A 17,930-nucleotide genomic window follows, 5' to 3' on the forward strand; every position below is an offset into this window, starting at 1 on the left:
GCGTGGCGCAGGACCAAAGGGCGGCGACCGTCGGGCCCATGAAAAGATCCGGGACGGGCCTGGGTCCCCGTCCCGGATCTCGTCCGTGCCGCCGCGCTCACTGTTGCAGCGCGGGCTCCTCGTCGTCGGCGAGCGACTGTTGACCGTCCGGCAGCTCCGCCGCCGGCCGGGACAGCCGGCTCGGCCACCACATCCGCCGGCCGATCAGCAGGGTGAGGGCAGGCACCAGGACCGACCGCACCAGCAGGGCGTCGAGCAGCACGCCGAAGGCGACCAGGAACCCGACCTCGATCAGCATCACCAGCGGAAGTGTGGCGAGGACCGCGAACGTGGCCGCCAGGACCAGGCCTGCCGAGGTGATGACGCCACCGGTGGCCGAGAGGGCTTTGAGCATGCCCTCTCCGGTGCCGAGACGCACGGTCTCCTCCCGGGCCCGGCTGGCCAGGAAGATGTTGTAGTCGACGCCGAGCGCCACCAGGAACAGGAATGCCAGCAGCGGCACCGAATAGTCGACGCCCTTGAACCCGAGGATCGTGTCGAAGACGAACACGCTGCCGCCGAAGGCCGCGGCGAATGAGACGATCACCGTGGCCATCAGGACCAGCGGGGCCACGATCGCGCGCAGCAGCAGCCCGAGGACGATCAGGACGACGGCGAGCACCAGCGGGATCACCAGCTTCTCGTCGCGCTTGGTGGTCACCTCGGTGTCGAGGTTCTCCGCACTCGGCCCGCCGACGATCGCCTCCGCCCCGCTCACCGCGTGCACGGCGGCGCGCACCCGCTTGATCGTGTCGTACTCTGCGACGGTGTCCGGCGCGTCCTTCGGGAACACGGAGATGTCGGCCCAGCCACCGCTGGTCTGCTCCGGGATGGCCAGGGCCACACCGCGAGTGTCCTCGACGATGTCGAGCACCCGCTCCTGGTGCGCCGGCCGCGTGAAGACCGTCATCGGCTGGCCGCCGAGCTCCGGGAAGTGCTGGCGGACAACGGTGAAGCCGGTGACCGACTCCGGCGCGGACAGGAACTGGTCCTGCTCCCGCAGGGCGCCGGTGTTGCCCGCCAGCCCGATGGCGAGCACGCCGAGGACTCCGAGCGAGCCGAGCGTCGCCACCCACCGGCGGCGGCTGATGGCGGCGCCGAGCCGTCCCCACAGCCCCGGCTTCTCCTCCACGGCCGTGCTGAACCGCGGGATGGCCGGCCAGAAGATGCGCCTGCCGAGCACCACGAGCACCGCCGGGAACAGCGTCAGCATGGCCACCAGCGCGCACAGGATGCCGGCCGCACCGATCGGGCCCAGCCCGCTGGTGCTGTTCAGGTCCGCGACGAGCAGGCAGAGCAGGCCGGCGACCACGGTGGCCGCGGACGCGACGACGGCCGGCGCCGCGGAGCGCAGCGCGTGGACCATCGCGACCCGGACGTTCTCGTGGTGGTGCAGTGCCTCCCGATATCGAGCGATGAGCAACAGCGCGTAGTCCGTGCCGACGCCGAATACCAGGATCGTCAGCAGCGCCGAGTTCTGGTCGTTGACCACGATGCCGAAGCCCTTGACGAGCAGGTAGACGGTCCCCATCGAGGTCAGTGCGGCCGCGCCAACGGCCACCAGCGGGATGATCCACAACACCGGGCTGCGGTAGGTGAGGATGAGCAGGAGCGTGACGACGACGATGGTGGTGAGGAGGACCTGCACGTCGATGCCGTCGAAGACGGCATCCATGTCGCCGTCGATCGCGCCCGGGCCGGTCACGTCGAGTTCCAGGCCGGAGGGGCGGTCCTTCGCGGCGTCACGCAACGGGCCGACGATGTCCTCCGGTGCGCCGTAGGTCGTGCTCACATCGAGGGTGAACATCATCGCCTTGCCGTCGGTGGAGGGGCTCGTCGGTGGGCCCTCGTCGCCGCCGGCCGGGGCCGCCACCTTCGGCGGGTACCGCTCGGCAAGGGTGTTGTAGTGGCGCTCGACCGTCGCGCGGTCGGCGTCGGTCATGCCGCCGGCGCGGTGGTACACGAAGACGAATGTGTTGTCGTCACCGTCGGGGAGACTGTCCTCCAGTACCGCGACCTTGGTGGACTCGGCGCCGGCCGGCAGGGTGTCCGCGGCGCTGTCGGTGGTGACCGAACTCAACTTTCCGCTCAGCGGCACCATGAACACCGCCAGCGCCAGCCATAAGCCCATCACCAGCCACGGCACCCACCGGCCTGCCAACCGACCGGCCGGCGCTTCCCCGGACGGCGCTGCGTTGACTGCCATCACTAGCCTCCTACATACGGGTTGCATCGCTTCTCTGATGCCTACTTCCTAAAGAGCGAACCTGAGACAACCGTTAGAGCCTGTGAAGTGACCGGCGTCCGTTGTGGATGGTGATGTTGATCATCGATGTCCTGTGGGTGGGTGTGTCGCGGTGAATCGTCCGCGCCGCTATCCGTCGGACAGCTCGGACACCTCGGATACCGAGTGGGAGATCACCGCGCCGTACATCCCGGTCAGAGGCACTCGGGCAGGTGCACTGCGCCGCCGGAGTGCCACGGCCTGCGTCAAGTGCGGAGCGGACGCCGCTCTTGACCCTCTGGTGTAGGTCCGGCCGCCGGGAGGCGGCTGACATGCGAGCCGGCGGACCAGGCGTGACGTGTCGTAGCCCGCGGTTGAGTAGCCGCGACGATCAGGGGCGGAGCTGTAGTGAGGGAGGGGCGGCACGGCTCCGTGCAGATGCTGATCCTGGTGGTCGTGCTCGTACGGTCCCGTGAAGGGCGGGGCGCCCTCCAGGAGTTCGTACGCCAGAACGCCCAGCGCGTGGATGTCGCTGGCGCTGGTGGCCCGCTGGTTGTTCCAGTGAGGTTCCCCCGCTGTGCGGGAGGTGCTGTTCAGCTGGTGAAGGCCGCGAAGCCTGGCGCGGAGACGCCTGCTGCGGCCCCGTGCCCACCACCAGCACCGACGCCGCCGCGGAGACCGACGCCTGCGGCTGCAAGCCCGGCTGCACCTGCTGCAACTGACCGCCGTCCCGGCGGCTGAGCAAGCGGTCAACGGTCAGTCTCAAACCGTGACCACAACCGGATCGGCGAGGGGTACTACCTCGCCCCGGACGGGCAGGTCGCGGCCAAGCCGTACAAGCTCAACCCCGGGGAAATGCGCCGGATGCAAGCCGACTTCCGGGTGTAGCCCTACTGGCTGGGCAACTGTCGGGGGCGCATGCTAACGCCGAACTCCCCTTCCGAGCTGGCCGGTTGCCGAGATTCGTGCATGTGATGCATGATTCACGCGGCAGCTGAACGGAGGGGCAGTGGTCGGCGATGGCGGTGACCGCAGTCGTGCTCGCATGCTGCTGCTCGACGGCGTTGCCCTGCTCCATCCCGAGGACGCTGTGTTCGAGGCGATGCTGGAGGGCTGGGGTCGCCGCTTGGCCACGGAGACGATCCTGGGACGGCAGCGGATCGTGCGCCGGTTCATGGAAGGCATCAACGAGTACTCATGGACCTGGACATCTGGCCACGTGGATGAATGGATGACGTATCTCGTCGCCGAGGAGAAGCGGGCGAGATCGACGATCCGTAGCTATCAGGACGCGCTGAAGCTGTTCTGCGACTACATCACCTCGCCGTACTACCAGTGGCCCGAGGTGTGCGAAGCCCGCTTCGGCACTCATCCGGTGCAGGTGTGCCATGAGTGGAACACGGTCGCCCATCTGACGGACTACGAGGGACGGCCGGGCCGGCGGCCGATGACCCGGGAGGAAGTTCAACTCTTCCTGGATCACGCCGATGACCAGGTTGATCGCGCGGTCAGGCTGGGCCGCAAGGGTGCACTGGCGGCGTACCGGGATGCGACCGTGTTCAAGGTCATCTACGGGTGGGGGCTGCGCTGCAACGAGACCTCTCGGCTCGATACGACTGACTTCTACCGGAATCCCAAGGCGCCGGAGCTGGGGCGGTTCGGTTCGCTCCAGGTCCGCTACGGCAAGGCGAGCAGGGGTTCTGGGCCTCGCCGTCGGATGGTGCTCAGCGTCATGCCCTGGGCGGTGGAGGCGGTCCAGGACCACCTGGGCAATATCCGCCCGCGGTACCGGAGCAGCGACGGGTCCGCGGTATGGCTGACGGAGCGGGGTGGCCGGCTCAAGCCGCGTGAGATGGAGGAACGCTTCGCGGAGTACCAGGACGAGCTGGGGCTGGATACGGACCTCACCCCGCACTGCCTTCGGCACTCCTACGTCACGCACCTGATAGAGGACGGTGCCGACCCTGCGTTCGTACAGGAGCAGGTCGGGCACCGGTTCGCGTCGACCACGGCCATCTACACCGGAGTCAGCGGGGACTTCATGAACACGATAATGCGCAAGGCCCTCGACCGTGCTTATGCGGCAGACCAGGAGACCCGATGACTGCCAAGCTCGACTACCAGTGGCACCTGCGCACCATGATGGCAAGCCGCGGGCTGTTCTCGACCACCGATCTGCGGCCTCTGCTCGCCGAGCGCGGCATCGACCTCTCGCCGAGCCAGGTCTACCGCCTGGTGGTGGACAAGCCTGAGCGGCTCAGCCTGAAGACGCTGATCGCGGTGATGGACATCCTGGGCTGCCGGATGGAGGAGCTCATCGAACCCGTGGCCGCCTCCTCCGCAGGCCGCCGACGTGCAGTCGCTGGCGGTGCGGGCGAGGGCGGAGTTGGCGCCTTCAGGCCCAAGCGGGCCCGCATCACCAGGGACAGTGACGGGTGACGGCTGCCAAGGAGTCGCCGCGGTACGCCGCAGACCCGGACGGTGTGATCCGTGAAGCGGTGCTGTGCGCCGAGCCGCGCCTGGAGCTGGAGATCGTGGCGGCAGTGGTGGGCGAGGTGGCGCCGGATCGCACGCGCCGCCGCCGACTGGCCCGGAGCCTTCAGGAAGCTCCTGACTTGCTGACCTCCGGTCGGCCGGAAGGCCCGCGGCTGGTGGGTGACCTCATCCACGCACTCCTCCGGGCCGGCGCCAACCGCGTGGTGCCGCCCCGGTGTGGACGCTGCGGCAGGCAGAAGCCGCTGACCTATGTCGAGGGAACGGTACGGATCTGCGGGACCTGCGGTCACCAGCGGTTTGCCCGCCGGGAGGAATGCAGCGTCTGTGGAAACGTGCGTGCAGTGGCCCGCCGGGATCGGCACGGGCGCAGCCAGTGCGCCGACTGTGCCCGGGGGGACGATGATCCAGCCCGGTACCAGGCCGCGGTGCACGCCCACCTGATCCGGCTGGACACGGGCCTGGACGAGGAGGTGTTGGACGAGGCCCTGCGGGTCGCGGCCCCCAAGCCGTTCCAGGTCCGCAAGCTCGCCTATGAACTCCAGGCGGACCCGTCCCTCCTGACCGGCAACGGCGCCCATGGTTCGCCCCGGCTCATCAGGCTTCTCGAATACCTCCAGGACCGGCAGGCACGGAACATCGTCATGCCGCCCTGCCCTTGGTGCGGACGCCACGTGCGGCTGACAACCACTCATGACGGCATGCGCTCCTGCCACGCTTGCCCCTCACGGCTGCGGGTCCAACCCTGCTCCCGTTGCGGAGAGGTCCGTAGAGGCGGGCTGGGCCCCGACGGGAGCTGGCTATGCCGCGCTTGCCGAAGCCGTGAACCGGCCAACCACGAACCATGCGTTCGTTGCGGCCGTACCACCGAGGTCCGGCAGGCCGGCTCCCTGGCGGGTGTCTGCTTCATCTGCACCCGCTTTCCCACCGCCGTCTGCTCGACCTGCGGCAAGACCACACCCTGCTACCGCGCGACGACCACCTCTCCCCAGTGCCCCGAGTGTTGCCGGCAGCGAGACGAATGCAGCGCCTGCGGCAAGCTCCGGCGCGTCACCACCCGAACGGACTCCGGCGAGCCTTTGTGCGGCTCCTGCCGCATCATCGTCAAGCCGTGCGACCGGTGCGGGAGACACAAGCGGGTCAGTACCCGCCGGACCACTGGCGAGGCGCTGTGCTACTCCTGTTACAGCAAGGACCCCACTCGCCGACAACCGTGCGCCCAGTGCGGCACCATCACGATCCCCCGCCGCGGCCTGTGCGAAGCCTGCGCCGTACCCGCTCGCCTGCGCGAACTGCTCGGTGACGACAACGGCGTCGTGCTCCCCGGCCTGGAACCGGTCTTCCACGCCCTGGCCTCCGGCAAGCCCTCCTCCGTGATGGACTGGCTGAACCGGCCGGCGAGGGCCTCACTCCTGGCCCGCGTCCGCGACACCGGCGGCCCCCTCACCCACCAGAAGCTGGACGACCTCATCCCGGCAGACGGCGTCCATCTACTGCGCATGGTCCTGGTAGCCGGACAGGCGCTGCCCGCGCGCGACGAGCAACTGGCCGCGCTGGAGCGCTGGGTGCCCAGCCTGCTGGAGAGCATCCCCGACGCCCACGAACGGCAGCTCGTTCATGCTTTCGCCCATTGGCATCACCTGGGCCGACTGCGCTCTCGGCACTCGCACGACCATCCCCTGTCGCCACACACCGCAGCCAACGTTCGCTACTGCCTCACACAGACCGTTCACTTCCTGCAATGGCTGCGACACGCCGACACGTCCCTTACCGTCTGCACGCAGGAGGACATCGACGCCTACCTCACCGACGGAACCGTGATGCGATACAAGGCCCGCGGCTTCGTCCGCTGGGCCGCCCAACGCAGCCACATCCGCCACCCCGTCGACTTCCCGCCCATGCCCAGCGACAAGCCGCGCCACTCCCTGGCAGACGACGAACGGTGGCGTCTGGCCCACCGTTTCCTTCACGACGACACCATCGACACCGTCGACCGCGTCGTCGGCCTGCTCGTTCTCCTCTACGGCCAGCCCCTCACCAAGATCTCGCGCCTCACCACCCGCCACGTCATCCAGACCGGGCAGCGCGTCAGGCTGGCCCTCGGCACCCACCCTGTCGACGTCCCCCCACCGCTGGACCGGCTCCTGCTCGCCCTGGCCGAAGACCGCGAAGGCCCTCCCGGCCTTGGCCGGGCCGACCAGCCCTGGCTCCTTCCTGGTTTCTTCCCCGGACGCCCGCGCGGCACGGCCCACCTCCGCTCCCGCCTGACCGCCTACGGCCTGCCCTCCCGACGCGGCCGCAACAGCGCCCTGATGGACCTCGCCGCCCAGATGCCCCCTGCCGTCCTCAGCCAAGTCCTCGGCGTCGGCATAAAAGCCGCCACCCAATGGGCGGACGCCGTTGGCAGAGCACGATCGGAGTACGCCGCCGACATCAGCAGAGTCCGTAGCAGCGACAGCGAGCCGAACAAACCTTGGGGTATCGACGAAATGGGCCGCCCCTGGTGACGAAACGCGTTCGGGTTCCGTCGAGGCCCATCGGCTCTGATTGCGTTCGTGGCGACGCCGACGCCGGAATGTGGGCGCACCTGCGCGGGATTCCAACTCGGCGGGAGCCACGTTCGGGCTGGTCAAAGAATTCGGTCGTAGCCCTCACTCCGACAGCGTGATCTCCGTCGGCGGCAGCTGTGCGCGGTGTCGTCGGAGGCCGAGGCGAGGGTGCCGGAACTCGGTGGGGAACAGCGCCTGCGCGGTGCCGCCGCGGCCCGGTGGGAGCCCGACCAGGGCCGCCAGCTGATGATCGCCGATCAGCGGATGGCGGCGTGTCGACCGGAAGTCCCAGCGCAGTCGGGACTGCAGGGCGAATGCCTAGCGCTTGATCTCGGCGAGCTGCCGCTTCATTTCGGCCGGATCGAAGTAGTCGCGCCAGACGGTGATCATGCCGTCTTCGACAGTGATCGTTCCCATGACCGGCAGCGAGACCACCCTGCCACTGGAGTGGTGGAAGTCATCGACTCGCTCGTTGAGTACGACGTTGCCGACGGCCGCGATGTTCACGATCTTCCAGTCGGCTCGGAAGTCCGCCCCCATCCCGAAATCGAGATGGAACTTGCGGACGTTGTGGCGGCCTGTGATGTTCGGGTACGGCACATTGTCGTACAGCACGTCGTCGGAGAGCATGGCCAGGGCCTCCTCGACGCGATTGGCGTTCCAGTGCGCGATGAATGTCTCAGCGATCTCGGTCGGGGTGGCGGACATGGCTTGTCTCCTGTGGTGTGGGATAGAGGGAGCTTCGATCTGTTTCTTGCGGTGTTCCGTCGACCTGCGATCCGTCCGTATGTGGGCGAGGGCAGATCGCGGTCATGGCCCCGACGTCGGCGAGCGTCGCCAGGTGTGGTCCGAGGCGATCTCTATCGTCACGCCGGCTGGGTGGGGGGCGCTGATCTGTGGCTTTCGCTGTGCCGTTCATGCTCCGGACACGACTCCAAGTGAAACGCGCGGGCGAGGGCGTGTTCCCGTGCCCGTTGCCTCGCTGCCGGGCTCAGAACCCGGGGAAAGTCCTGCGCAGGTCGTCGAGGGTGACGGTGTCGCCGGTGAGGGTCACGGAGGACGGGGTGTGGGCGGGGGCGTGCCGACCGGCGACGAGTCGCAGCCACCACTCGGCGGGGGCCGTCAGCACGGCGTCGGCGTTCTCGGGTTCGCCGGTGAGCGCGACCGTCTGGCCGACCGAGAGACCGAAGGCGCGCTCGGGTGCGGTGGTGTGCACCGCGACGGCGACGGGGCGGTTCTCCAGGGCGTCCGCCTTGCCGATGAAGCCCAGCATCATGCCGGCCTGGTCGAGGAGCGGCCCGGTCGCGGCGGACGTCAGCATCGTCGACGGGTCGAAGGCCACCTCGACGTCCCACGAGTGGTGGGCGAGCTCACTGAGCCGGAGCCCCGCCGCGGTCGCGACGTCCACCGGCGCGGGCAGGAAGCCGAGGTCGATCCGGAGGTCGCTGCGGGCCCCCGCGTCGAGGCCCTCGTAACGTTCGACCAGCGCCTGGTCGGCGGTGACGAGGCCTTCGGCGCGCTCGGCCCGGGTCATTGCGTCCCAGCGGGCCCACACCGACTTGTTGAAGTCGCCGTCGGGGGCACCCGTACCGCCCGTCGCGCCCTCCAGCGCGGCCAGGCCTATTTCGGCGCCGCTGCCCAGATGGCTGAGCACCTGGGCGACGTCCCACTCCGACGCGCCGGACGGGCGGGTGAGATCGGCCGCGGTGAGTCTGTGCACCACAGCGGCGAGGTGGTCGTGCCCGCTGCGCAGGGCATCGATGATCCGGTCTGCGGTTTCGGTCATGTTCTTTTCCCCAATGAAGGCGATCTGATTTGGTGTTGTCGTCACACGGCTGTCGGTGTCACACGGCGGTCTGGAACGAGCGCTTGGAGAAGCCGACCGTGTACCCCTCGACGGTGGTCCGCACCGACCGGTCGGGGTGCGCGGCGGCGCCCAGGGTGATGAACAGTGGGATGTAGTGTTCGACGGTCGGATGGGCGTACGGCATACCGGGCGCCCTCGTCCGGAACGCGGCGAGTTCGTCCACAGCGCCGCGCGAGGGTGTCGGCGGCCCAGGCGTCGAAGTCGGCGGACCAGCCCGGGACTTGGCCTTTGAGTATCGAACGGGTGATGAACGGCTGACGCGGGCCGGAGAGGTCACACGAGCCTGACCGGCCCGGCGTCGATCGGCAGGCGGACCAGGAGATAGGGCTTGCGGCGCAGGTCCTCGCCCTCGTGGAAGAGCGACATCCGGTTGAGCTGGTTGGCGGTGGCGTACAGGTGCCGGTCCGAGGCGACGGACAGGGTGTCGACCCAGATGAGGTCGGTGCCCTGGGCGAGGGTGCGGTAGGTGCCGTCCGGGTTCCGGCGCCAGATGGAGTTGTGTTCCAGGTCGCCGCCGTAGAGCCGTCCCTTGTCGTCGCTCTCCAGACCGTCGGACATCGGCTTGAACCCGTGGTCCTCGACCGTCGCCGCCACCTCGGCGTCCGTGGCGTCCGGGTCGGCGAGGGTGTCGGCGGCCACGCACAGTTTGTGGAGCTCATCTCATGACCACCGCACCTCAACTCCGCGCTCGTCCTGCGGCCCCGGTCCCGGACGACGCGTACGTCGTGCCCAAGCACCTCACCACCTTCGCGACCGGCCGGGGGCCGCGCGTCGGCGACATGGTCTGGGACCTGCGCCCCTTCGTTCCCCGGACCGCCCGCAAGAACGCCGTCTGCCACTTCTCGGGATTCGCGGACGACATTGCCATCCGCACCGCGAAGGAGTACCTCTACTCGCGGTTCCGACGGGGCGTCCCCGCCAGCTACTTGAGCGTCTCCACAGTGAAGCCGATGAAGATCACTTGGGCCGCGCAGGAACTGGCCCGGGTACGTAACGCCATGCACGACCTGCGCGATCTCGGCATATCGCGGCTCTCCGCGGTCACCCGGGAAGACCTGGCGGCGTTGCTGGACCAGTGGAAGAAAGGGCCCCTCTCCACCGCCGCGTCGCTCGTCACCACGATGAAGCAGCTCGCCGCCCACCGTTCCTTCCTCCACAGCGACAAACTGGACGTCCACCCGTGGCCTGGCCGGACAGCAGCCGCGGTCGTAGGCAAGGAGCCGAGACCGGACGAGAACAGCACAGACCGCATCCCCGAAGAGATCATGGGCCCGCTGCTGCGCGCGGCAGTCTTCTACGTCACCATCGCCAGCCGCGACATCCGCGCCGCCCGCGCCGAAATACAGGCCCTCCAAGAGGCTGCACGTCGGCGGCCCTACCGCAGGGGAGCGAAGGAAGCCGCGTTCTCCTCCTTTGTCGCGCAACGCCGGGCGGCCGGGCGCGGCCTACCAGCCTTGCCGCTGGAGGCGGTTTCCCGGCGACCCGGCGCTGCCGTGGTCGACGGAGTCGTCCAGTCGCCGAACGTCACCCTGATCGAGCTGATGATCGGCGGCTGCACCCGCATCGACCACCTCGTTGCACAGGCGGCGGCCGAGCTGGGGTTTGAGGAAGGCGGCCTCGACATACCGATGTCGCCCTGGCCGGAGTCCGACCGGCCGTGGCGGCCGCGGCTGGATCCCACGAGTGTGAACCGGGAGACCGAGCACCTGCGCACGGCCTGCTGGATAGTGATCGCGTACCTCTCAGGACTTCGCGACGACGAGGTTCGCCTCCTGGGCCGCGAGTGTGCGTTCACCGAGACCGGCGATGACGGCCGGATTCGCTACAAGCTGCGCGGTCGGGTCTACAAGAACCGCAAGATCAGCGGCGACGAGGCCGAGTGGGTTGTCTTGGACATCGTTCACCAGGCCGTCGACGTCCTCCTCGACCTCCATGACGATCCGGACCATCTCTTCGGCTACTGGGGCACGGACATCACGGGCTATCAGCTCTTCAGCTCCGTTCCCTACCGGCTGGGGCGATTCCGCGACCATGCCAACGAACTGTTCAGCACGGAAGCGGGACTGTTCATCCCCAACGACACAAGCGGCGTCGAGGACTATGACACCCCAGACACTCCCGGCTCCGAAAGCAGTCCCGGAGACGAGGTTCAGAACGGACCCCACGGGCTTGCCGAGGGCGAACCTGATCCGGCAGGGGTTCCCTGGAGTTTCGACACCCGGCAGTTCCGGCGATCGTTGGCCTGGCACATCGCTCATCAGCCCTTCGGTGTTGTCGCCGGCGCGCGACAGTACCAACATGCCCGAATAGTCATGTTCGAGGGGTATGCGGGTACGTCGGAGTCCGGCTTCGCCGAGGAAGTGGCGGCCAACGACGCGGTCGCGCGACTGGACTACCTTGAGGATATCTACCGGGACTGGAACGACGGCGGCGCCTCCTCCGGCGGGGCCGCCGAGCGGATCTCGGCGGAGTTCGAGCGGATCCGCCGTGAACTCGGGGACCTGCCCGGTGTCGTCTCGTCCCCCGCCCGGCTGCGGACGATGTTGCAGCACCTGACCAAGACGCTGCACCCCGGGGTGCTGAACGACTGCTTCTACCAGGCCGCCACCGCCATCTGCCGCAAGCGTGCCAAGGCCCTCGGCCGCCCGGTGCCGCTGCACAACATGTGTCTCCACTGCCCCAACGCCCGCCGGTCGGCCGTGCACTTGCCTCGGTTGACGACCGCGCGGAACCAGGCCCTGTCGGTCCTGGACCTGCCCAGGAAGGAACGCGACGCACTGCCCCGGCTGCAGGCGATCGCCCTGACCGACTACGCCACCGAACTCGACGAACTGATCCAAAGCATCCAGACCGACGACAGTACAGAAGGCACGAGACCGGCGTGAACGACGAGACACGACTACGGATCCGGCGCACCTTCGACCGTCTCTCGTCGAGCGGCCGAGTACTCACCGACATCGACCGCTCGCTGATGGAGGCGTTCGAGCGTCTGATGCACGGACTGCCCGAGCTCACCGATGGCAAGATCACGATCGTCAATCTGTGTACCGAGGCCGGAGTCTCCCGCGCCTCCTACTATCGCTCGCCGGTGGCGCCCGCGGTGAAGGAGATCCTGGAGGTGCCGCAGACCCGCCGCCCGGAACCGGAGGAACTGCGGGCGGAGGTGTCCCGGCTGAAGAAAGCAGAGCGTGAGCTTCGCAGCGAGCATGCTGCCGAGGTCCGCGAACTGAAGGGCTCCCTTGGCACGTATGCCAACCAGATCCAGGTCCTGACCTTGCGCAACGTCGAGCTAGAGGCGGAAATCGCCGGTCTCCTCGAACGGCTACGGCATTCCGGGGAGAACGTCACGGCACTGCCGGTCCAGGGCCGTCCCTCGCCCTGACCGGACGCCGCTGCTCCCATGCCCTGGGACAGAGCTGGAGTAGCGCATGGGTGGCGCAATCAGGAGCCGTGTGCCAGGCCCAAAAGCTCAGTCTGCCGATGGACACCGAGCTGCTCGGCGGCTGGTTCCCTGACGGTGGAAACGCCATCGTCATCGATGAGGACCTGTGGGCCCTGATCCGTGAGTGGAAGATCGAGGAGCACTTTGCACCGCCCTGCCAACAGTGTGACATCCGCCTGCCGTCAGAAGGCGTACCGCCGCCGCAAGGCAGTACGCGAGGAAGTAGTACGCCGTGAATCGCACATGAGCGTGAGTGCCACACTCCCCGAGAGGTGGATCGCGCCCTACGGGCGGGCCGGGAGGTCGTGATGTGCGAGATCTGCCGACCGGGTTATCCCATAAGCCCGGATCGCTACCACTGGACAGACGCGGAGTGATCTCTTGAACCGTGGCGCCGGGGGTCGAGGAACATCGATGTCAAAACGTGCGCCAAGCCCTCCGGGGCCCGATGCCGCAGATAATGGGGCCGCTTCGGGCGTCCGAAGTGGCCCTGAATCGCAGCTCACGGTAACCGCATCACGGATAATGGGCCATTTTCTGCGGCAGATCGTCACGGAGAGTGCAAGCGCCGGTTCTCGCTCTGAAGTTCCTCAACCCCCTAGAGGCCTAGCCGCCGGTCTCCTCAGCGCGGTCGAACGCCAGTCCAGAGGCTCCCTCGCCGAAGCCGACGCGGCGGTGCCGCGACACCCAGACGTGCGTCTGCCCGCCGAGCCACCGCGTACGGCGCACGGCTCGCAGGAGCCGTGTGCCGGAGCGCTCGACCTCCTCCTCGCGGACCCGGTAGACGGAGGGATCCGCAAGGCCATCGGGCGTCAGTACGCGGCCGACGGGCGGGACACTCTCCAGCGCGCCGTCCGTGAAACGCTGCATCGCCGCGCGCTGGAGGGCGACCGAGCGCAGGGCCGCGTCGGTTCGCACGGGAAGGAACGGAATCCAGTTGACCGGCACCGTGGTCTGCAGGCGGTAGCGCAGCGGAGCCTCGGTCGGCGGGTCGGGCGGCGGCCGCTCCGTCACCGTCAGGGCGCGCTCACACCCATCCCACGGGCGGCCGACGCCGTTCTCCGTCGTGGCCTCCACGGCCCAGACCATGTTTGCCTGCTCGTCGCGGAGGAACCGCACCTCTTCGATCACCGGGCCGTCCACGGTGGCCCGCAGGGCGGAGGGCGGCAGCACGAAGTAGTCGGCCGTGCCCCCCAAGGCGTCGGTCGTGGAGAACATCGTCCAGCCGTCCTCGTCGGCGTCGGCCCGGCCCACCAGCGTCCATTCGTCGAACACGTCCCGTACGAGGAGCTGGTCGATACGCAGCAGCGAGCCGACGGGCTGGCCGAACGGGACGACGAACCAGTCGTCGCCCTGCGCCAGCATGAAGTCCAGGACGAGTGTCTTGGCCAGTTCGCGCCGGTCGGCGTCGAGATCGGCCCAGTTGAAGCGCGCGTCCTCGAACTGCCACCAGCGGCTGTGCGGCATGCCCGCGAAGCTCACCCGGGTCGGGAACAGGCTGCTGTGCACGGTGGTCACGGCGGGCGGCGGCGCCGCCGCATCGGCGCCGGCCACGTCGAAGCCGTACCAGTCGTACTCGCCGTTCGGGCCGGTGTGGGCGGTCAGCCGGTCCCGCCCGCCAGCGGGTGTGGCGGCAAGGACCTCCACGTCGTAGTCGAGCCGGTCCGGCCGCCAGGCGGGAGCGTCGGCCCGGCCGAGCGCGCCGTACGCCCGGTCCGCCCAGGCCAGGAACGCTCCGCACGCATCGGCGATGGGCCCCGGATCCTGGCCCAGAGGAAGCACCAGCTCGGCCGGCACCCCGGGCGCGGCGGCCGCCGCCGCCGCGCGCGCCGCGATCCCGTCGACGGCCCGCCCGCCGCACACCCGCAGGAAGCGTGTGAGGGCGACGTCCGCCCGGTCGTCCTCGCCCAGCTCCTCGGGGCGCGGCACGGGGAACGTGGTGCGTACGGCCGCGGCCACGGCCGGGTCCGCGCCGTGTCCGGCCAGTTCGCGGACGAGGGCGTGGCCGAGCTCGACCGCCGTGCGCCAGTCCGGTGTGGCCTGTTCGGTCTGCACCAGCGCCTCCAGCGGCGCGCTGCCGTCCAGCGGCGCGAACGCCCCCGGGCCGCTGCGCCAGCCCTCGAACCCCGCCGTGCTCGTGGCGAGGGTGACATACGCGGGCGAGGCCGCGTCCTCCCCCCGGAATTCGCCCAGCTGCCACTGGCGGGCCAGGAACCACAGCGGGTCGCGCACCGGTGCTTCGAGGCCCCGGACGAGGCTGTCGGAGCGCGGGGTCGGCTCGACCCGGTTCCAGTAGGTCACGCTCGGCATCAGTCCTCCCGCAGGATGGTGGGCCGGCCGGTCAGCAGACCGCCGAACGAGGTGGCGATCGTGGCGTTCTTGACGTTCGAGGCGAGATACGCGGCCGGGAAGAGCTGGCCGTGGCGGCCGAGATCCGATAGATCGACCGCCCGCGCGCGGGCCAGCTCCAGCGTTTCGAGAAGGGTCACCTCCAGGTCGCCGTAGCTCCAGTGGTCGGCCTCCGTCGGCGGGACGGCGAGCAGTACGCAGTGGGGGGCCTGGGCGCCCGGCGCGTCGTGGTGGAACACCACCCCTGCCTCCTCCTCTCGGTTCGGCAGGATCTCAGGCCAGGTGTCCAGCAGCAGCCCGCTCCACGGCTCGTCCGCCGCGGGTACGTCGCCGAACAGCGCGAGCGAGGTCAGCCCGGAGCGGTGCGGCACCCCGGCCGGGTGGTCGAGCGCCGCCCACGGCGCGCCATCCTGTGGCGGGAACTGGACGATGCGCGGGCGGTCCATGCCCGCGCCGGTCGCCCGGGTGTAGGCGACGACCTGCCGCCAGGCGTCCAGCGGCTCACGGACCCGCAGCACGCCCGCGAGCCAGCCCTCCACCGCCCCGCCCGGGTCGGCGCCCAGACCGGGCTCGGCGGTCAGCGCGACGGCGAGAGCCCCCGGCGTGGCAGGCCGGAACCGGGGCAGGACCGGCAGCGCGCGTCCGAACACCGCCCGCAGCCGCTGCGCCGCGTCCGCCGCGCCGGAGCGGGCGGCGATCCGCCGGCCGAGCTCGGCCACGGCCGCCTCGCCGAGCGCCGACAGCGCCTCACGCTCGGCCGGTCCCTCGTCGTGACGGGAGGGCGGGAAGGCGTCCGGGACACCGAACGCGGTCGCGCCGACCAGCGCCGCGCGCAGCGCGGACAGGTCGGGATCGGTGCCCTCCGGTGCGGCGCGTACGACCGCGAGGGCGGCGTCGAGCGCCTGGGCGGCCGCGTCGAGCGCAGTCTCCGCCGCGTCGGCGCGCCCGTCGAGCTCACCGGCCATCACATCGGCCGTGCCCAGGGCCGCCTCCTGCTCGGGGGCGACGAGGTCGGCCGGTGCCAGCGGCCGCGCGAAGCCCAGCGTCCGCGCCACCTCCGACAGCAGCTCAAGGCCTTCGGCGAGGGTGAGGTCCGCTCCGCCCGGGTCCGTGTAGTCGATGGTGACGGCGGTGTCCGGCCCGGCCGCCCCGGTCACCTCCCAGGCGATCCGGCGGTCCAGTTCGGCCGTCGCGGCACCCGCCTGGAGCGCGGCGGCGTGGAGCAGCAGATCGACCGGCGCGAGCACGAGGTCCGCCGCCGTGACCGTGCGCGGCGCCCCGCCCTCGGCCGTCGCAACGCACCCCAGCCGCGCCGGAGGACCGAGGAGCCGGCCGAGCCATGCATTGAGCTCGGGCGCGGCCCGCGCACGGGGCGTCGCACCGAGCGCCGCCCACTCCGGCGGCAGCGTCGCCCCGGAGACGACCAGCGCGAGGCGCTGGTGCAGCACCCCGCCGCCGCGCGGCAGCGTGGCCACCTCCGGCTCGGGCGGCCGGTGGCCCTTGGCGAGACTGTCGAGCGTCGCGCCCGCCGCGGCCGGACTGCCTCGCAGCACCTGATGGACCGACTCGGCGAGCAGCAGATCGGCGACCGCATCCACGGCGTCGTCGAGGCGCCTCAACTCCGCTTCGATCGCGGCGCGTTGCGGCGCAGTCGGGGTGAGCCCCGCGCTGCCCCACGGGATGGTCCCGGCGCGCCAGGCGGCGCGCAGCCGCAGGCCGTCGACGACATTGCGGGCGGCCACCGACTCCGCGGGCTCCCCGCTGTCCTGCGTCTTGTTCGCGACCAGGGGATAGAGCGCCCGCAGATCGTCGATGAACCGGTCGAGCTCCACCCCGGGATGGCCCTCGTGGAGCCCGCGCTCGAAGCGGTACCCGAGCCCGGCACCCAGCGGCTGGTCCGCACGCACCCCGTCGATCAGCGCGAGCGCCTCCCGCACCCGCCGGGACGAGAGATCCACTGCGTACGCCTCCTCACCGCCTCGGGTGAGCCGGGCGCTGCGCAGCACCGCCGCGGTGGCGCCGTGCAGCATCGACGGCGCGTACACATGGCCGCCGAGGTCCGGGCGCGCCCGGTCGGGCTCGCCCGCCGCGCCGACCCTGACCGGCACCAGCTCCGGCACGGGATCGGGCCGCAGGTTCTCCACCCAGCCATAGGCTCCGACATGGACGCCCAGCGGCTGTGTCTGCCGCATCCGCTCCAGTCGCTGGGTGCACAGCGACGTGATCCACGGATCGAGCCGGTGCGAGCAGTGGTCCAGGGCCTCGGTGAAGAGCCGTTCGAGTTCGGCGCTGGGCAGTTGCTCCAGGATCCGCAGATCCGCCCGCAGCCGGGCCAGCGGAGCCAGTGCCCGGCGCACCTCGGGCGCGCCCGCCGACCGGGCGGCGCGTGGGTCGGCCAGAAAGACGCCGAGGGTACGGTCCCCGGTCACACCGGGCACGCGCTGCTCGAACCGTGTCCAGGCCGTCCGGTCCGGGATCCTGCCGGGCGGGACCACGTCGACCAGCTCCGCCTCGAACCTGTCGTGGGCGACGGCGAGACCGCGCCAGGTGAGCAGATCGAGCGCCGCGGTGTCGTACGCGCGCAACAGGGCGTGACGGAGCATCAGATAGAGCAGTGCGTCGAGCGGCCGCCCGACCGGCGGCGCGCTCTGGTCACGCAGCGCCGCCGGAGAGGCGGTACGCAGCCAGGCCAGATAGTTGAAGACCAGCGGCTCCGTCTCCGACAGCGGCTCGCGCTGGATCAGCGGGCCGCTGAAGTCGTGGGCGAGGTCCCCGAACGTCAGCCGCAGCGCGCGTGCCCGCCGGGGCCCGTCACCGAGATCGTCGAGGAGGGACTGCGTCACACCCCGCTCAAGGCCTCGCCAGGGCGCTAAGGGCCTGCCGGGAAACAAGTCGTGGCTTCCAGCTGTGGGGCTCGTTGTTCTGGTATGGGGAGACCGGAGGGGATCGAGGACGTCCTGGCTGCGA

General features: G+C 70.0%; 13 protein-coding genes. 6 read left to right on the forward strand and 7 right to left on the reverse strand.

The annotated features are described in order from the left end of the window. Positions 1–97: 97 nt before the first annotated feature. On the reverse strand, positions 98–2,245 hold the full coding sequence (locus tag ABZ464_RS47925) for an MMPL family transporter (RefSeq protein ID WP_359288473.1): 2,148 nt from the start codon (positions 2,243–2,245) through the stop codon (positions 98–100). Between the two features lie 1,063 nt (positions 2,246–3,308). Here ABZ464_RS47925 and ABZ464_RS47930 point away from each other — a divergent pair. The 3 genes from ABZ464_RS47930 (at position 3,309) to ABZ464_RS47940 (ending at position 7,263) form a co-directional block, all read left to right on the forward strand. Then, the gene (locus tag ABZ464_RS47930; RefSeq protein WP_359288475.1) at positions 3,309–4,367 is read left to right on the forward strand and encodes a tyrosine-type recombinase/integrase; all 1,059 of its coding nucleotides are present in this window, start codon (positions 3,309–3,311) and stop codon (positions 4,365–4,367) included. After that, positions 4,364–4,702, forward strand: a complete 339-nt coding sequence (locus ABZ464_RS47935) for a helix-turn-helix transcriptional regulator (protein WP_359288477.1) — start codon at positions 4,364–4,366, stop codon at positions 4,700–4,702. Before ABZ464_RS47930 ends, ABZ464_RS47935 begins: the two co-directional genes overlap by 4 nt. Positions 4,703–5,184: 482 nt before the next feature. Beyond that, positions 5,185–7,263: a hypothetical protein gene (locus tag ABZ464_RS47940; RefSeq protein ID WP_359288479.1), complete on the forward strand. Its 2,079-nt coding sequence runs from the start codon at positions 5,185–5,187 to the stop codon at positions 7,261–7,263. A 360-nt stretch (positions 7,264–7,623) separates the two neighbouring features. Here the strand turns inward: ABZ464_RS47940 and ABZ464_RS47945 are convergent, their stop codons facing one another. From ABZ464_RS47945 to ABZ464_RS47960, 4 genes are all read right to left on the reverse strand, one after another. Next, positions 7,624–8,013: a limonene-1,2-epoxide hydrolase family protein gene (locus tag ABZ464_RS47945; protein WP_359288481.1), complete on the reverse strand. Its 390-nt coding sequence runs from the start codon at positions 8,011–8,013 to the stop codon at positions 7,624–7,626. Positions 8,014–8,296: 283 nt separating this feature from the next. After that, a complete protein-coding gene (locus ABZ464_RS47950) occupies positions 8,297–9,091 on the reverse strand; it encodes a maleylpyruvate isomerase N-terminal domain-containing protein (protein WP_359288483.1) in 795 nt (264 codons plus the stop codon). Between the two features lie 58 nt (positions 9,092–9,149). Then, positions 9,150–9,335, reverse strand: coding sequence for a hypothetical protein (locus tag ABZ464_RS47955; RefSeq protein WP_359288485.1), 186 nt, complete (start codon positions 9,333–9,335; stop codon positions 9,150–9,152). A gap of 110 nt (positions 9,336–9,445) precedes the next feature. Beyond that, on the reverse strand, positions 9,446–9,811 hold the full coding sequence (locus ABZ464_RS47960; protein WP_359288487.1) for a hypothetical protein: 366 nt from the start codon (positions 9,809–9,811) through the stop codon (positions 9,446–9,448). Between the two features lie 23 nt (positions 9,812–9,834). Here ABZ464_RS47960 and ABZ464_RS47965 point away from each other — a divergent pair, with 23 nt between their 5' ends. From ABZ464_RS47965 to ABZ464_RS47975, 3 genes are all read left to right on the forward strand, one after another. Beyond that, positions 9,835–12,057, forward strand: coding sequence for a hypothetical protein (locus ABZ464_RS47965; RefSeq protein ID WP_359288489.1), 2,223 nt, complete (start codon positions 9,835–9,837; stop codon positions 12,055–12,057). Continuing rightward, on the forward strand, positions 12,054–12,554 hold the full coding sequence (locus tag ABZ464_RS47970; protein WP_359288491.1) for a hypothetical protein: 501 nt from the start codon (positions 12,054–12,056) through the stop codon (positions 12,552–12,554). The genes ABZ464_RS47965 and ABZ464_RS47970 overlap by 4 nt, the downstream gene beginning before the upstream one ends. A gap of 98 nt (positions 12,555–12,652) precedes the next feature. Next, positions 12,653–12,850 carry a hypothetical protein gene (locus ABZ464_RS47975; protein WP_359288493.1) on the forward strand — a complete coding sequence of 66 codons (198 nt, stop codon included), beginning with the start codon at positions 12,653–12,655 and terminating at the stop codon, positions 12,848–12,850. A 370-nt stretch (positions 12,851–13,220) separates the two neighbouring features. Here ABZ464_RS47975 and ABZ464_RS47980 read toward each other — a convergent pair whose 3' ends face one another. After that, complete coding sequence (locus ABZ464_RS47980; RefSeq protein WP_359288495.1) at positions 13,221–14,924, reverse strand: hypothetical protein; 1,704 nt, start codon at positions 14,922–14,924, stop codon at positions 13,221–13,223. After that, positions 14,924–17,806 (reverse strand): hypothetical protein, encoded by a 2,883-nt coding sequence (locus tag ABZ464_RS47985; protein WP_359288497.1) that lies wholly within the window; start codon positions 17,804–17,806, stop codon positions 14,924–14,926. The genes ABZ464_RS47980 and ABZ464_RS47985 overlap by 1 nt, the downstream gene beginning before the upstream one ends. Positions 17,807–17,930 lie beyond the last annotated feature (124 nt).

Origin of the sequence: Streptomyces sp. NPDC005820, from assembly GCF_040630255.1 — a bacterium.
GTDB lineage: Bacteria > Actinomycetota > Actinomycetes > Streptomycetales > Streptomycetaceae > Streptomyces.

Coding starts and splice junctions, on each gene's coding strand:
- ABZ464_RS47930 (WP_359288475.1), top strand. CDS start 3,309: ATGCTGCTGCTCGACGGCGTTGCCCTGCTCCATCCCGAGGACGCTGTG.
- ABZ464_RS47980 (WP_359288495.1), bottom strand. CDS start 14,924: ATGCCGAGCGTGACCTACTGGAACCGGGTCGAGCCGACCCCGCGCTCC.
- ABZ464_RS47925 (WP_359288473.1), bottom strand. CDS start 2,245: ATGGCAGTCAACGCAGCGCCGTCCGGGGAAGCGCCGGCCGGTCGGTTG.
- ABZ464_RS47950 (WP_359288483.1), bottom strand. CDS start 9,091: ATGACCGAAACCGCAGACCGGATCATCGATGCCCTGCGCAGCGGGCAC.
- ABZ464_RS47965 (WP_359288489.1), top strand. CDS start 9,835: ATGACCACCGCACCTCAACTCCGCGCTCGTCCTGCGGCCCCGGTCCCG.
- ABZ464_RS47975 (WP_359288493.1), top strand. CDS start 12,653: ATGGACACCGAGCTGCTCGGCGGCTGGTTCCCTGACGGTGGAAACGCC.
- ABZ464_RS47935 (WP_359288477.1), top strand. CDS start 4,364: ATGACTGCCAAGCTCGACTACCAGTGGCACCTGCGCACCATGATGGCA.
- ABZ464_RS47945 (WP_359288481.1), bottom strand. CDS start 8,013: ATGTCCGCCACCCCGACCGAGATCGCTGAGACATTCATCGCGCACTGG.